We start from the raw sequence: 15725 nt of genomic DNA, 5'->3' as shown, positions 1-15725 counted from the left end.
AAATGAACAATCAGAAATCCCCTGTACGTGTACTCGTAGTAGGCTGCGGCAATATGGGCGCATCTCATGCGATCGCTTACCATACCCTTGACGGTTTTGAGATTTGCGGCCTGGTATCTACCGGTAAAAGCAAGGAAGTACTCAATGAAAAGCTGGGTAATATATACCCGCTTTTCGACAGTTTTGAAGAGGCGCTTGAAAAAACGGCTCCGGACGCCGTCAGCATTTCCACCTATCCGGACACTCATGAAAGTTATGCTGTAAAGGCATTTGAAAGAGGTTCACACGTATTTATAGAAAAGCCGGTTGCGGCTACGGTCGCCGGTGCGGAGAACGTGGTCGCGGCGGCCCGGACAGCCGGTAAAAAGCTGGTTGTAGGCTATATTCTGCGTCATCATCCTTCCTGGGAACGATTTATTGCCGAGGGGCACAAGCTGGGAAAGCCGCTGGCTATGCGCATGAACCTTAACCAGCAAAGCGAAGGGAAAGCGTGGGATGTACATCGCAACCTCATGAAAAGCCTGAGTCCTATCGTAGATTGCGGAGTGCATTATATTGATGTGATGTGCCAGGTAGCCCGTTCAAGGCCCGTCCAGGTCAGCGCCATCGGTGCAAGGCTGACAGATGAGATCCCTGCTGGAAATTATAATTACGGCCAGCTGCAGATCCGTTTTGAAGACGGTTCCGTAGGCTGGTATGAGGCTGGCTGGGGGCCCATGATGAGTGAAACCGCGTTTTTTGTGAAAGACATTATCGGCCCGAAAGGATCGGTATCCATCGTTGCCAAAGATGCCGCGGGAGAAGGGAAATCCGATTCTGTCGAAGCACATACCAAAACCGAATCCATTCGTGTACATCATGCGGAGCTAAATGAAGAGGGGCATTTTTCCCGGGAAGACACCTGGATCAACCTGCAGGACGAACCCGATCACCAGGAACTTTGCAACCGTGAGCAACGCTATTTCCTGAAAGCCATCCTCGAAGATACGGATCTGGCCGACCATATGGAAGATGCCGTGAACAGCCTCCGGATCGCTTTTGCCTGCGATGAATCGGTCCGGACCGGGAAGGTCGTTCATCTCTGAGTGATCAGGCACGACGCGACGCCCGGAGCGACATCAGGCGACGCTCCGGTGAGACGTAAGGCAATGCACCCGCACGTGAGGCAACACTCCAGATGACATCAGGCGCCCGGTAATATCAGGCGACGCCCCCGGGTGACGTAACGAGCTGCCTGGGTAAAGGCTCTTCCTGAAATTCTTCGTATTTTTGTAAAAATTAATGTTTCATGGCCCGCCCGGACGCAATAGACACAAAGGAAATTAAGGGAGCTGCAATGGCCGGAACCCTGCAGGGAGCCTATTGCAATTCCCTCACGGAATATTCCCGTTTCCGGACGCGGGAAATATACATTGGCGATATTCCCCTTGGTGCGGAGAATCCCATCCGGATCCAGTCTATGACCACGACCAATACGATGGATACGAAAGGCACTGTGGAGCAGACGATACGGATGGTGGAGGCAGGCTGCGAATACGTACGGATCACGGCGCCAAGCATCAAAGAAGCCGAAAACCTGGCAGTTATAAAAAAGGAACTGCTCAGCAGGGGGTACAAGGTCCCCCTCATTGCCGATATTCATTTTACCCCGAATGCAGCGGAAACTGCGGCCAGGATCGTAGAGAAGGTACGGGTGAACCCGGGAAATTTTGCCGACAAAAAACGTTTTGAAACCATAGAATATACGCCGGCTGCCTATGAGGCGGAACTGGAACGCATTCGCAGGCGCTTTGAACCCCTGGTGCGGATATGCAAAGAACACGGTACCGCTATGCGCATCGGCACGAATCACGGTTCGCTTTCCGACCGCATCATGAGCTGGTACGGGGATACTCCACGCGGAATGGTAGAGTCCGCCATGGAATTTATGCGCATTTGCAGCGACCTGGATTACCATGAACTGGTGATCTCCATGAAGGCCAGCAATCCGCAGGTAATGGTGCAGGCGTATCGCCTGCTGGTAGAAACGATGGTGGCTGAAGGAATGAATTACCCCCTGCATCTCGGCGTTACCGAAGCAGGCGATGGGGAAGACGGCCGGATAAAGTCCGCGGTGGGTATCGGAACGCTCCTGGAGGATGGATTAGGTGATACTATCCGGGTGTCGCTCACCGAGGAACCGGAATTTGAAGTACCGGTGGCCCGGGAACTGGCCAATCGTTATCATATTCGGGAACGCAGCCTGCGGGCGGAGCCGAAGAAAAGCGAGCGGCCGCCGGCTGCTGGTGATTATGTTCATGAGTGCTTTCCAGCCGGTTTCAGCCCTTATGAGTATAATAAGCGCGCTTCTGCTGAATTGAATACCTTCATTGGCGGAAACCAGGTGCCCCGGGTGGTGCTGGATTTGTCTGCGGGCCACCTGAAAGACCCGGCCGTACTCGCGGCGGCAGGTTATCTGTATTCGCCGGTGCTGGATAAATATCACATGGGCGAACAATCCGTTGACTTTGTTTACCTGGGTGGCACGATTCCGTCTTTTTCAATGCCGGGGAACCTGAAGCAATTGTATGATTATTCCGCCTGGCTGACGCTTCCTGATAAAACCAATTGCCATCCGCTGTTCAGCCTGGAAGAATTCGTGCTGGCCGGAGAAGCCGGCGAAAAGAAAGACCATTCGCTCAACCTGGTCAGGATAAGCCCGGTGGATACAGACACCAGCCTCTTTGCCCGCCTTGTTCCTGACGCCACGCTGGTTTTTGTGCTGGAAACGGGAAGTATGACGCAGCAGCGTGCCTTCTTCTTCCGGCTAATGGAGATTGGCCTGGATACACCCGTTATTATCCGGCGTTCCTATTCCCCCGGAATACCGGCGGAAAAAGAGATACCTGCAGAAGACTCGCTGTCGGTTTTCCAGTTATATGCGGCTACCGATGCAGGAGCATTACTGGTGGATGGCCTGGGGGACGGCCTGTGGTTAGACGCCGTCCATATACCCGCCGGAACAATAGTAAGCACAGCCTTCGGGATCCTGCAGGCCACCCGTTCCCGTATTTCCAAAACCGAATATATTTCCTGTCCCTCCTGCGGGCGCACACTCTTTGACCTGCAGGAAACCACTCAGCTGATCCGCAGCCGGACAAGTCACCTCAAAGGCATTAAAATAGGCATTATGGGCTGCATCGTAAACGGCCCCGGAGAAATGGCAGATGCTGATTACGGCTATGTGGGCACCGGGCCGGGCAAAATCACCCTGTACAGGGGAAAAGAAGTTGTCCGAAAAAACGTCAATACCGAAAATGCCGTTGACGAGCTGATCGGATTGATCAGGGAAGACGGCAACTGGGTCGAACCTGCATAAAAGTCGCAATCACCACCTGAGATTGCCGCTTTCATACCCTTCCTGGTAAAAGTTCCACCCTTACCTTTACCTGCATCAATTTTTAGAAATCATGAAAGAAGTAAGTTTGAACGCCTACCTGTTATTTGACGGAAACTGCCGGGAGGCGATGGTTTTTTACCAGCAACTGTTCGGAGGAGAATTGAAAATGCAGACGTATGGCGAAGTTAACCATAGTTGCCCTGCAGCTACGAAAGACAGCATTATGCACGCGAGCCTGATGGGCGGCGATATCGACCTCATGGCCAGCGACGATCCGGAAGCCGGCCCGCAAGGCAGGGGGAAAATCAGCCTTGCGCTGGGCGGCACCAACGAAGAAAAACTCCGGCGGATGTTTGACGGCCTTGCAGAAGGCGGTAAAATCATCGTACCGCTTAGGAGAGAAGTCTGGGGCGACATTTTTGGTGTCGTAAACGATAAATTCGGCATAAACTGGATGATGAATATCAGCGCCGACACCCAGTAATCCAAAAATGCACCAAAACAAAAAACTGCCTTCAATCATGAAAGCAGTTTCTATTTATAAAGGGCTGTCCTTGTAAGCCTCAGGTAAGGCGGCGTTAAGTTGTTCCTGGCAAAGCCACGCAATGTGATCGTAGCAGCGCTACGTGACCATTGCGCAATGCCGCCAGGGGCAACTTAACATCGCCGTACCGGTTTACCGGTTGGGTTGGGGAGTAGTGCGCAGATACGGCTTAATCCGGGTATGCCCTTTCGGGAAGCGCTCCGGGATTTCCTCGTCTTTTACGGCGCCTGTAATGATCACGTCCTCGCCATCCACCCAGTTGGCAGGAGTGGCAACCTTGTAATCCGCCGTCAGCTGCAGGCTGTCAATGACCCTTACGATCTCATTGAAGTTTCTTCCCGTTGAAGCGGGGTAAGTAAGGGTTAACTTTATTTTTTTGTCGGGGCCAATCACGAAAACCGACCGGACTGTGGCGTTTTCAAGTGAATTCGGATGGATCATGTCATAAAGATCAGCTACTTTCCGGTCCTTATCCGCAATAAGGGGAAAGTTCACTTCCGTGTTTTGCGTCTCGTTAATGTCGCCGATCCAGCCGTGATGGGATTCCAGGGGATCCACGCTTACCGCGGCTACCTTTACATTTCTTTTGTCAAATTCTTCTTTCAGTTTGGCTGTCGCTCCTAATTCGGTGGTGCAAACAGGAGTGTAATCGGCGGGGTGCGAAAATAATACGCCCCAGCTGTCTCCCAGCCATTCGTGAAAACTGATAGGGCCTGAGGTGGTCTCGGCCTGAAAGTCAGGCGCAGTGTCGCCTAGTCTGAGTGTTGCCATGTTTGTAGCTTGATTAAATTAGTCTATAGAGTAAGTAGTTAATTCACTATTCGATAAACGTCTAATCTAATGAAATGTTTGAAAGTGAAAGAATCAAACCCGAGAATGTGCAATTCTGTTACGGACATTATTTAGATATATTCTAAATAGTTGATCTGACAATCGGATGACAATGGAAACAAGAAGGTTTTGGCATATTTGTATGCGAAAATGGAAGAGCTGGGAAAACTCAATATAATAGCATTCACACATCGTGACCTTAAACTGGACGAAGTTGGAAAGCTGGTTATCGGAAACGAAGAAAAACCTGTACGGCTTCGCGCCCTAAAAGATCGTTTCGGCTGGTCTGAATTAATGATGATCGCAACCTGTAACAGGGTGGAGCTTATTTATGTTTCCGGATTACATCACGATGGCCCGCTTGCCGGCCAGTCCCTGGCGCCTGCCGGTTCCGTCGCTGAAATCCTGGCCTATCTTTACCCTGTCCTGAATGAGGCGGAGATAGGGATGTTTGCTGAAAAGGCCGCTGTTTACGCGGGCCTTCCGGCGCTGGAACACCTGATGAAGGTATCCAGTTCCCTTGATTCGCTGGTGGTAGGTGAAAAGGAGATCCTGCTTCAGGTCAGGCAGTCGTACGAAGCTTGCCGTGAAATGAAGCTGACCGGTGATTTTCTTCGCCTGATCATGAACCGGGTGGTAAAAACCGCGAAGGAAGTGTACACGCATACCCGGATAGCCGAGAAGCCGGTATCCGTGGTATCCATTGCTTACCGTTTACTGAAAACCCTGAAAACAACTCCCGAAGCCAGAATGCTGATCATTGGCGCCGGACAAACGAACAAACTCTTTTCAAAATATCTCCGGAAGCATGGTTCCACAAATTTTACCGTCTTTAACCGCACGTTCAGCAAAGCGGAGGAACTCGCCGCCGAACTCGGAGGTAAGGCGCTTCCGCTGGAGGAATTGGCCACGTACCGGGGCGGCTTTGATGTGATCATCACCTGTACAGGCGCTGCAGAACCAATCATTACGCCGGATATTTACCATAACCTCCTTGCCGGGGATACATCCGGGAAGATCATCGTGGACCTGGCCCTGCCTTCCGATACGGCGGAACCGCTCAGGAATGCGGACGGCGTTCAGTTCATTGGTATGGAATACCTGCAGGACATTGTACGCCGGAATATGAATGAAAGGTACCTGGAGCTGGAAGCCGCAGAGGCGATCATTGCCCGGAATGTGGAAGAGTTCCGGCCGATACTCCGTCAGCGGCAGATTGAGCTGGCTATGAGGGAAGTTCCGCATAAGATCAAGGAGATCCGGACGTCGGCGCTGAACACGGTATTTGTAAATGATATACAGCAGCTGGATCCGAACTCCCGGGAGGTGCTGGAAAAAGTCCTGAATTATATGGAGAAGCGCTATGTAAGCGTTCCCATGATCATGGCGAAGGATATCCTCCTCAGCAAAAGCAATTATTAATCGTTAAGGGTATGTTTCATACGGCCGGATATTTGCTATAGACGGTCCGGGGAAAAATTTATGCAGCGCACAATTATAATTGGAACAAGGGGAAGTGAACTTGCACTCTGGCAGGCGAATCACGTAAAAGATGAACTGGCCGCCGTTGGGGTAGAAGCGGAAATAAGGATCATTAAAACTCAGGGCGATAGTTTTATTAACCTGACTTTCAGCAAACTGGTGGGAAAAGGCTTTTTCACCAAGGAACTCGAAGACGAACTGCTGGCAGGGTCGATAGACCTTGCCGTTCATTCACATAAGGATCTTCCTACGGAGCAACCCCCCGGTCTTGTGATCGCCGCGGTTTCACAGCGGGAAGAGCCTTTTGAAGTGCTGCTTATCCATCCTGACGGAGTGGATATTACCCGTCAGTTCTCTCTGAGGGAACGGGCGATCGTTGGAAGTTCATCGGCCCGCCGCCGCTCTCAGCTGCTTGCGTACCGGCCGGATATAGAATTGTCCGACATTCGGGGGAATGTTCCTACCCGCGTTCAGAAGCTGCGCGACGGCGAATATGACGCCATTTTGCTGGCTAAAGCTGGCCTTAAGCGCCTGCAAGTAGATCTGAGCGGATTGCATGTAGAGGAACTGGCTCCCCAGGAAATTGTTCCCGCAGCCGCTCAGGGCGTACTCGCGCTGCAGATACGGGAAGAAGATACCGAACTGGCTAAAATACTGGAGAAAATCCATCATCCTGAGGTAAAGGATACTATCAGGGTGGAACGGGAGGTGCTGCATCTTTTTGAAGGAGGCTGCCGAATGCCCATTGGCGCCTATTGCGTAAAGGAAAACGGCGAATACCTGGTTTGGGTATCCCGCGCCGGAAACGACGATGATTACCCGGTCCGGTACCATACCCGCGCTTACGATACCGAAGGGCTGGCCCGCCGGATCGTGGATAAGTACCTGAAAAAGGAAAAGGCGATAAAAAGCGTGTTCATTACCCGGGAAGTTTCGGAAGACAGTTATTTTTACCGTGCCCTGAGTAAACAAGGCCTTGAAATAACGGGCAGCTCCATGATCAGGACCTTTCCCGTCATTACAACCTTCAGCTCTTCCATCCTGAAACGGGTGGACTGGATATTTTTCAGCAGCAGGAATGCCGTTGATTACTTTTTCAGGCTAAAACCCCTCATTCCGAAAAAGACGAAGATCGGCGTCATGGGACGGGGTTCGGAAAGCGAACTGCGGGAGAACGGCAGGGAACCGGCCTTTGTTGGGACCAGCGCGGATACGGCCCGGGTAGCCCGTGAGTTTAGCCGGGAAGCCGCCGGGACAACGGTCTTATTCCCCGCAGCAAAGGATTCCCTGCGTGCCATACAGCGGGAACTCGGAAACGACATACGGATCATTGACCTGCCTATTTATGAAACGGTTGCCAATGAGGATGCGGATGCATCTGGGGCCGACGTATTGATCTTTACCAGCCCTTCAAATGTGGAAGCTTACCTGGGGCCTTACCTGATAGATGCGCATCAGAAAGTGATCGCCATCGGGAAATCCACAGGGCAGAAGCTGGAAGAATTCGGCGTCAGTAATTACCTGGTGCCTTATTCGCCGGATGAAGTTGGGTTGGCGGAGATTGTTTTTGAGCTTGTTTAGGTGTTGCTTCGCAACGGTTTAAAGTTCAAAGTTTAAAGTTCAAGGTTTAAAGAAGTTTATAGTTTTTGCCTTGTTGCTTTGCAACGGTTTGAAGTTCAAAGTTCAAAGTTTAAAGTTCAAAGTTTAAGGTTTATAGTTTTTGGTTTATAGTTTTTACCTTTCGTTGCTTCGCAACGGTTTAAAGTTCAAAGTTTAAAGTTCAAGGTTTAAAGAAGTTTATAGTTTTTGCCTTGTTGCTTTGCAACGGTTTGAAGTTCAAAGTTCAAAGTTTAAAGTTCAAAGTTTAAGGTTTATAGTTTTTGGTTTATAGTTTTTACCTTTCGTTGCTTCGCAACGGTTTAAGGTTTAAAGTTCAAGGTTTAAAGTTTAAAGAAGTTTATAGTTTTTGCCTTGTTGCTTTGCAATGGTTTACGGGTTGAGGTTTAAAGGTCAAAGAAGTTTGGTTTTAATTTTTTGGTTTGGGAATGGTTCAGCGTCCGCGCAGGTTGCGCAAGAATGAAATTATCAGGGATATGGTGGCGGAGACGAAGCTTTCTGCCGGTATGTTCGTGTATCCTTATTTTGTGGTTCCGGGGATGGGAGTGAAACATGCTATTCCGTCGATGCCGGGGATCCATCATTTTTCGGTGGATGAACTGCTGAAAGATGTGGAACAGGGCTTGAAAGCCGGCGTGAATAAGTTGTTGCTGTTCGGGGTAGGGGAGGAAAAGTCGGCGGACGCTCATGGCGCCTATGATCCGCATTCCATCGTTCCGGAAACAATAAAGCAGCTGCGCAAGGCTTTCGGCAGCCAGCTCTATATTATTACCGATGTTTGCGTATGCGCTTATACTACGCATGGGCATTGCGGGATATTGCAGGACGACTATGTCCAGAACGATCCGACCCTGGATGTGCTGGCAAAGATGGCGCTTAGTCATGCCAGGGCCGGGGCCGATATGGTGGCGCCTTCCGATATGATGGACGGAAGGGTGGGCGCAATCCGGCAGGCGCTGGACGCAGAGGGCCTGGTAAACACCGGGATCATGTCTTATGCCGTTAAATTTTCGGGGGCCTATTACGGGCCTTTCCGGGAAGCGGCGGATTCTGCTCCGGGCAAGGGAGACCGGAAATCCTACCAGCTCGATTTCAGGAACTCGCGGGAAGCACTCCGGGAAGCGGCCCTGGATGAGGCGGAGGGAGCCGATATACTTATGGTAAAGCCCGCGTTGGCCTACCTGGACCTTATTGCTTCCCTTCGTGCTGCAACAACGCTGCCTGTGGCCTGTTATAATGTTTCCGGCGAATTTTCCATGGTAAAAGCGGCGGCAATGAATGGCTGGGCGGACGAGCGGGCAATGGTGATGGAGAATATGTACGCCTTTGCCCGGGCAGGCGCCGGAATCATTATCACTTATCATACGCGGGATATTTTAGAAAAAAACTGGTTGTAATTCATATGTTCGGACTTTTCAACAAGGAAAAAAGAGAGGATGCATATTCTACCATGACTGTTCAGCAAGAGATCAGCCGCTCACGTTCGGACGAACTGTTTGAACAGGCGAAAAAATGCTTTCCCGGAGGGGTAAACTCGCCGGTAAGGGCCTTCAAATCAGTCGAGGGCGTGCCTTTGTTCATTAAAAAGGGTGAAGGCTGCCATATCTGGGATGAAGATGATAACCAGTTCATTGATTTTTGCTGCTCCTGGGGGCCGCTGATCCTTGGCCATAATCATCAGGCTATCCGGGAAAGTATCATAGAAGCTGTTTCGCTCGGGACTACTTTCGGCGCACCCACCCGGCTGGAAAATGAACTCGCGGAACTGATCCGGAAACATAATCCTCATGTGGAAAAACTACGGTTTGTTAGTTCCGGTACCGAGGCGGTTATGTCGGCCATTCGCCTTGCCCGGGGATTTACGGGGCGCGATAAAATACTGAAATTCGAAGGATGTTATCATGGCCACGCGGACAGCCTGCTGGTAAAAGCCGGCTCCGGCCTGGTAACTTTCGGAGAAACTACCTCAGCGGGCGTGCCCGAAGCATTCGCCAGGGAAACCATCGTGGCTCCGCTGAATAATATGGAGGCCGTTAAACAAGCGTTTAAAGACCATCCGGATGAAATTGCCGCTGTTATTATTGAGGGCATCCCCGCTAACAACGGCCTGCTGATCCAGGAAGCCGGGTACATGCAGGAACTTCGGGAATGCTGCACGCAGCACAACGCCCTGCTGATCCTGGACGAGGTTATTACCGGTTTTCGCCTGGGAATGGACGGAGCTGCCGGTTATTATGATATCCGCCCTGACCTGGTCACCTACGGAAAAGTGATCGGCGGAGGTATGCCGGTAGGATGTTACGGCGGAAGCGCGGAAGTAATGGGAAAAATATCTCCTGACGGCCCGGTTTACCAGGCAGGTACTCTTTCGGGGAACCCGGTGGCCATGGCCGCGGGAATCGCCCAGCTAAAAGTGCTTCAGGGAAATAACTTTTATAAAAACCTGAACAGCAAGGCGGAAGAGTTTGCCGCATCCATTGAGCGTTTTGCCGATGCCCGTAATTATCCTCTTAAGATCCAGTCGGTGGGCTCCCTCTTTTGGTTCGCTTTCGCGGCTCCATCTCCCATCAGGGCGGCCGCTGAAATTGATCCGGCCAGCATGGGCTTTTTCAAAATATTTCACAGGGAACTGCTGAATCGCGGAGTGTACCTGGGTCCCTCGGGCTACGAGGTAGGATTTGTTTCGGCAGCACATAGTAAGGTTGAACTGGAAAAGGCAAAAAGAGCTATCTTCGAAGCGCTGGAAATAACGTTTAAAAAGCAGTAATGGAATCGTGACCATGCGACGTCCGCTCATCATATTTTACTTTCTGGTCGTTTACGCACTGGCCGAACTGATATGGTGGGGGGTATTGCTGGTGCAGTCGCAACCTGCCCGCAGCGCAATGATCATTGGCGAAGGTGCGGTTTTCGTCATACTCCTCTTTTACGGGGCTTATCGCCTGCACAAAGCCATTAATGAAGAAGCGGCACTGCACCAGCAGCAGAAAAATTTCCTGCTTTCGGTTACGCATGAATTGAAATCGCCGCTGAGTTCCATCAAGCTCTACCTGCAAACCATTCTCCGGAGAGAGTTATCAGCGGAAAAGCAGCGGGCCTTCCTGCTAAATTCGCTTAAGGATATTGAAAGGCTGGACGACCTGGTGGAAAATATGCTGATTGCCACCAAGATCGAGAATAAATCCTATACCTTTCCCAAGGAAAGATTCGATTTTTCCACGCTGGCGGAAGAAGTGCTGCAGCGGATCAGGCAGAACCTGCCCGAAAAGGAGCGGCTGCAGGCCCGGATCGACGGAGATATCCCGGTGTATGGTGACAGGTTTGCGCTTTCCCTGGCGCTTTCCAATCTTGTGGAGAACGCGCTTAAATATTCGCCACCGGCGGCTGCGGTACACCTGGAGCTGAAAGAAGCCGGGCCAAAGGCGGTGCTGCGGGTGGCGGACCAGGGCCAGGGGATCCCGGACAAAGAAAAGGAAAAGATCTTTGATAAATTTTACCGCATAGGAAGTGAAGAAACCAGGGCCACCAAGGGGACCGGCCTGGGCTTGTTCATTGTCAAACAGGTGCTTGACAATCACGGCGCTGTTATCCAGGTAAAGGATAACCGGCCCGCCGGAACTATATTTGAAATATTAATTGACAGGGAATGACGCAGCGCATATTACTTGCCGAGGACGAAGAACACCTGCTGGAGGCTATCAAGCTGAACCTCGAGCTGGAAGGCTATCACGTCACCAGCGTTACCGACGGCAAAAAAGCCCTGAAAGTGTTCCATGAGGAGCGTTTTAACCTCGTGATCCTGGATGTTATGCTGCCTGAAATGGATGGCTTCCGAGTTTGCGAGGCGATCCGGCTCGAAAACTCTACTGTTCCCGTCCTGTTCCTGACTGCCAAAAATACCAGCGAAGATCGCATTACAGGGCTGAAAAAGGGCGCCGACGATTACCTGACGAAGCCTTTTAACCTGGAAGAGCTTATTTTAAGGGTAGGTATCCTGGTCAGGCGCGGATTGCAGCCGGAGGGAGGAAGATCGTCCGAAACGTACCGGATTGGGGAAAAGGAGATCAATTTTTCAAGTTATGAGATCCGGGACGGGCAGGGGAACAAAACCGCCCTCACGCGAAAAGAGGCTATGCTGCTTAAATTGCTCACCGAGCGCCGGGGTCAGGTAGTGTCGCGTGCCGAGATACTGGAAACGGTATGGAGCTATGATGTCTATCCCACCACGCGGACCATTGATAATTTTATTCTTTCCTTCCGCAAGTACTTTGAGAAGGATCCGAAGAACCCTGAACATTTTCATTCGATCAGGGGAGTAGGCTATAAATATACCGACTGATGCAAAATTCACTCTTTATAAAAGCGGCTTTTTCACAGCCCACCCACCGCCCGCCCGTATGGCTGATGCGCCAGGCAGGACGGTACATGAAAGAATACCTGGCCATTAAGGAAAAGCATTCCTTCCTGGAAATGTGCCGTACGCCTGAAATAGCCGCCGACGTAACCATGCTGCCCGTTGACCTGCTGGGAATTGACGCGGCGATCATGTTCAGCGATATCCTGGTGACGGCAGAAGCAATGGGAGGAAAACTGCGTTTTGAGAACGGCGCCGGCCCGCGTTTTGATAATCCTGTCCGTGACAAGGCCGGTATAGACGCGCTCCTGAATCCGGATGTGCCTGAGAAATTAGGCTATGTGGCCGATATGATACGCATTGTGAAGCAGCGCCTTAACGGCCGCATTCCGCTGATCGGTTTTGCCGGGGCGCCTTTCACCGTCATGAGCTATCTCGTGGAAGGAAAATCTTCCAGGGATTTCAAGATCACGAAACAGCTGCTGCACAATGAACCCGCCCTTGCCCATGAGCTGCTGTCAAAGATCGCCAGGGTGACGACCGATTACCTGAATATGCAGATCGAAGCAGGAGCGGACGCCCTGCAGCTCTTCGATTCCTGGGCAGAGAGCCTTAGCTGGGACGATTACCGGGAATTCGCCCACACGTACGTATCAGAGATCATTTCCGGCCTGAACCGGAAAGATATTCCCATCATATCATTTTGTAAGGGCAGTTCTGTTTTTGCCCCCCTTATGGCCCAGGCAAAGCCCGACGTGATCTCCGTTGACTGGAACGCCGACCTGGCCGCCCTGAAACGTTCACTACCCAAGGGGATTGCCGTACAGGGAAACCTGGATCCCCATATCCTCTATGCTGAAAAGCGCGTAATAAAGGAACGTATTTACCGTTTGTGCGATAGCATGAGCGAAGAAGACGGTTTTATTTTCAATTTGGGGCACGGAATTATGCCCGACATGCCATTCGAGCATATAAAATATGCCGTGGATCTTGTAAAGGAATATAAATGGCAAAAGTAGCGATACTCGGAGCCGGTATATCCGGTTTGACCACCGCCTGGTACCTGAAAAAAAAATATCCCGGCATAGTACTGGATATTTTTGAAAAACGGGAGCAGGCCGGTGGCAATATCCGCAGTATTTCCCTTGGCGGCCATATTACCGAGCTGGGGCCGAGGGGTATTCGTCCTAAGGGAAAAGGAAAGTATTTCCTGGAGCTGGTCCATGAACTGGGATTGCAGGAACAGTTGATCAAGGCGAATAAGGCCGCCCGGAAACGTTACCTGTACATGGACGGAAAGCTGGAAAAATTGCCTTCCGGCCCTCTTGATCTTTTCGGGTCAAGGCTGCTGAAGGGAGCATGGAAGACCCTGAGGAAGGAATTCCTGGACAAGGTCCCTGCAGCGCAAAGCGATGACGAAACCGTTTATGAATTTGTCGAACGCCGCTTTGGCGCCTACTTTGCCGAAACGCTGGCAGATCCACTCTTTACGGGTATCTATGCCGGGGATATCCGGAAGTTATCGGCACGGGCGGTGATCCCTCATATGATCGAATCTGAAGAAAAGTATGGAAGCGTGTTAAAGGGTTTCCTGGCGGAGCCTGCCGAAGAGGCCGAAGTTGAGGGCTCCTTCGGCGATCTGGAGAAAACGCCCTTGCTGAGTATCAGGGGAGGTATGCAGGAAATATGTGACCGGCTGGCGGAAGAACTGGCGCCGAACCTCCGGCTGGAAACGGCAATCTCCTCCCTGGATCCCCTGCTTGCCTCTTACGATAAAGTGATCAGTACGCTTCCCGCATACGTACTTGCTGGCATGGTGGAGGAGCCGCTGCGGACCTGCCTGCAGTCCGTGGAATACGCCCCTATCGCCCTGGTAGCGCTAAACTTTAATGAAAAGCCCGCGTCGCCCGAAGGTTTTGGTTACCTGGTAGCTTCAGGCCAGGAACAGCCGATCCTGGGCTGTATCTTCAATGATCAAACCTTTCCCGAATTATCGGTGAATAAAGGCGCTTCCTTTACCGTGATGATCGGCGGGAGCAGGATGAAAGATTTTTTCCGTTACAGCAAGGAAGATTTCCTTTCCATAGCCCGGGAAACCCTGGCGGTACATTTGAAAAGCAGCCGGTTCCGGGTTCCTGATGCGTCTTTCGTTCAGGTATGGCCTCAGGCGATACCCCAGTACAATACCGGGTACATGCAAATACTGGAAGCGATCAAAAAAGAAACCAAGAAGGGAAAATTAGTGGTTTCAGGCAATTTTATCAGCGGAATCGCGGTATCCGACTGCATTCGTCACGCAAAACTGGTGGCGTCTCAGGCACTACTTGCGGAATCGCCTGAATTGAAGTAAACTTGTTACATGCGCTGCTTTCTTATTCTTGTATTAGTATGTTCCTGCCTGTCTCCCCTGTATGCCCAGCTGGACAACAGCCGCCTGGAGCAACGTTTTCTTCCCGGAACAGGAGAACAACGCACCCTTTCCCTGAACCTTTTCAGCTTTAACTATTTCAGGAATTACGAGTATTTCAATGAATTTGCGGACGGCCTAACGTATTACGGCCTGCAGCTCCGGCCGGAACTGGTATACCGGCCCAATAAGCATTTTTCCCTGCACGGCGGCATCCTGCTTTCCAAAGACTTCGGAGAAGAAGGCTTTCAGGACATCATGCCTGTCCTGGCTATCCGGTATGAAAAGAACGGCATCAGTTTTATCAACGGCGCTATTGACCCTCATTTGTCGCACGGGTACATAGAACCCCTGTTTGATTACGATAAAAGCATCACAGAGCCCCTCGAGTACGGCACCCAGTTGAAATTTGCGCGGCCGCGGCACAGCACCGATATCTGGATCAGCTGGAAAAACATGATCTACAAGCCTTCCGCGGAACAGGAAGAAATACTTGGCGGCGGCAGCACTTCCCTGCACCTGCTGAAAAAAGCGCATCATTCCCTGTCTTTACCTGTCCAGGTTTTGGGTTGGCATCGCGGAGGGCAGATAGACACCACTTCCCTTCCGGTAATGACCCTGTTAAATCTGGCCGCCGGTTTTGAGTATGCCTGGACAAGGGAAGGCGCCGTTGAAAAACTCTTTACAAAAAACTACGTACTCGGCTTTAGCAGCAGCAGCGATCAAAGCCCTTATGAGCAGGGAAGCGCGTTGTACCTGAACGCAGGCCTGGAAACCAGGTGGCTGGACGCCATGTTTTCCTACTGGCAGGGACATCAGTTCATTGCTCCTGCCGGCGCCCCCGTTTTTCAATCCGTTTCTTCAAATATCGATCATGCCGGGCTGAAACAAGACGATCGCAGGCTGCTGTTCCTTCGCCTGAAAAAGGATTTTACGCTGGCCGATGAATTGTTTGTCAGCGCCCGCCTGGAGCCCTTCTGGGATTTCGACGGCCGCTACGCCGACTATTCCATGAGCCTCTACCTGGTTTACCAGGGCTTCTTCGAGCTGTTCAGCTTTCCGGGCGGCGCTTCGGAATAAACGCTCATTTTTTGCGGAGGCTTCGCAGCTC

General features: G+C 51.4%; 13 protein-coding genes. 12 read left to right on the top strand and 1 reads right to left on the bottom strand.

The annotated features are described in order from the left end of the window. Positions 1–2: 2 nt before the first annotated feature. The 3 genes from FRZ59_RS16930 (at position 3) to FRZ59_RS16920 (ending at position 3863) form a co-directional block, all read left to right on the top strand. Positions 3–1085, top strand: a complete 1083-nt coding sequence (locus tag FRZ59_RS16930) for a Gfo/Idh/MocA family protein (protein WP_132129629.1) — start codon at positions 3–5, stop codon at positions 1083–1085. A 203-nt stretch (positions 1086–1288) separates the two neighbouring features. Next, positions 1289–3358 carry a (E)-4-hydroxy-3-methylbut-2-enyl-diphosphate synthase gene (ispG, locus tag FRZ59_RS16925; protein ID WP_225975101.1) on the top strand — a complete coding sequence of 690 codons (2070 nt, stop codon included), beginning with the start codon at positions 1289–1291 and terminating at the stop codon, positions 3356–3358. Between the two features lie 91 nt (positions 3359–3449). Beyond that, the gene (locus FRZ59_RS16920) at positions 3450–3863 is read left to right on the top strand and encodes a VOC family protein (RefSeq protein WP_132129628.1); all 414 of its coding nucleotides are present in this window, start codon (positions 3450–3452) and stop codon (positions 3861–3863) included. Positions 3864–4055: 192 nt separating this feature from the next. Here FRZ59_RS16920 and FRZ59_RS16915 read toward each other — a convergent pair whose 3' ends face one another. Beyond that, entirely contained in the window at positions 4056–4694 is a 639-nt protein-coding gene (locus FRZ59_RS16915; protein WP_132129627.1) for a peroxiredoxin, read from the bottom strand. 189 nt (positions 4695–4883) lie between these two features. Here FRZ59_RS16915 and hemA point away from each other — a divergent pair, with 189 nt between their 5' ends. The 9 genes from hemA (at position 4884) to FRZ59_RS16870 (ending at position 15694) form a co-directional block, all read left to right on the top strand. Continuing rightward, the gene (hemA, locus tag FRZ59_RS16910) at positions 4884–6176 is read left to right on the top strand and encodes a glutamyl-tRNA reductase (RefSeq protein ID WP_317127733.1); all 1293 of its coding nucleotides are present in this window, start codon (positions 4884–4886) and stop codon (positions 6174–6176) included. A 60-nt stretch (positions 6177–6236) separates the two neighbouring features. Further along, positions 6237–7817 (top strand): hydroxymethylbilane synthase, encoded by a 1581-nt coding sequence (gene hemC / locus FRZ59_RS16905; protein WP_132129626.1) that lies wholly within the window; start codon positions 6237–6239, stop codon positions 7815–7817. A gap of 464 nt (positions 7818–8281) precedes the next feature. Beyond that, the gene (hemB, locus tag FRZ59_RS16900; RefSeq protein ID WP_132129625.1) at positions 8282–9250 is read left to right on the top strand and encodes a porphobilinogen synthase; all 969 of its coding nucleotides are present in this window, start codon (positions 8282–8284) and stop codon (positions 9248–9250) included. Between the two features lie 5 nt (positions 9251–9255). Beyond that, positions 9256–10620 (top strand): glutamate-1-semialdehyde 2,1-aminomutase, encoded by a 1365-nt coding sequence (gene hemL / locus FRZ59_RS16895; protein WP_192901583.1) that lies wholly within the window; start codon positions 9256–9258, stop codon positions 10618–10620. A gap of 13 nt (positions 10621–10633) precedes the next feature. Further along, positions 10634–11503 carry a sensor histidine kinase gene (locus FRZ59_RS16890; RefSeq protein ID WP_132129780.1) on the top strand — a complete coding sequence of 290 codons (870 nt, stop codon included), beginning with the start codon at positions 10634–10636 and terminating at the stop codon, positions 11501–11503. Beyond that, entirely contained in the window at positions 11500–12192 is a 693-nt protein-coding gene (locus tag FRZ59_RS16885; protein WP_132129624.1) for a response regulator transcription factor, read from the top strand. The genes FRZ59_RS16890 and FRZ59_RS16885 overlap by 4 nt, the downstream gene beginning before the upstream one ends. After that, positions 12192–13226, top strand: a complete 1035-nt coding sequence (hemE, locus tag FRZ59_RS16880) for a uroporphyrinogen decarboxylase (RefSeq protein ID WP_132129623.1) — start codon at positions 12192–12194, stop codon at positions 13224–13226. The genes FRZ59_RS16885 and hemE overlap by 1 nt, the downstream gene beginning before the upstream one ends. After that, a complete protein-coding gene (hemG, locus tag FRZ59_RS16875; RefSeq protein WP_132129622.1) occupies positions 13214–14557 on the top strand; it encodes a protoporphyrinogen oxidase in 1344 nt (447 codons plus the stop codon). Before hemE ends, hemG begins: the two co-directional genes overlap by 13 nt. A 9-nt stretch (positions 14558–14566) precedes the next feature. After that, complete coding sequence (locus FRZ59_RS16870) at positions 14567–15694, top strand: hypothetical protein (RefSeq protein ID WP_132129621.1); 1128 nt, start codon at positions 14567–14569, stop codon at positions 15692–15694. The last annotated feature ends 31 nt before the right edge of the window (positions 15695–15725 follow it).

The organism is Anseongella ginsenosidimutans, assembly GCF_008033235.1.
Classification (GTDB): domain Bacteria; phylum Bacteroidota; class Bacteroidia; order Sphingobacteriales; family Sphingobacteriaceae; genus Anseongella; species Anseongella ginsenosidimutans.
Note: the sequence above shows the minus strand (reverse complement) of the source record. Positions and strands in the feature narration are given on the sequence as shown.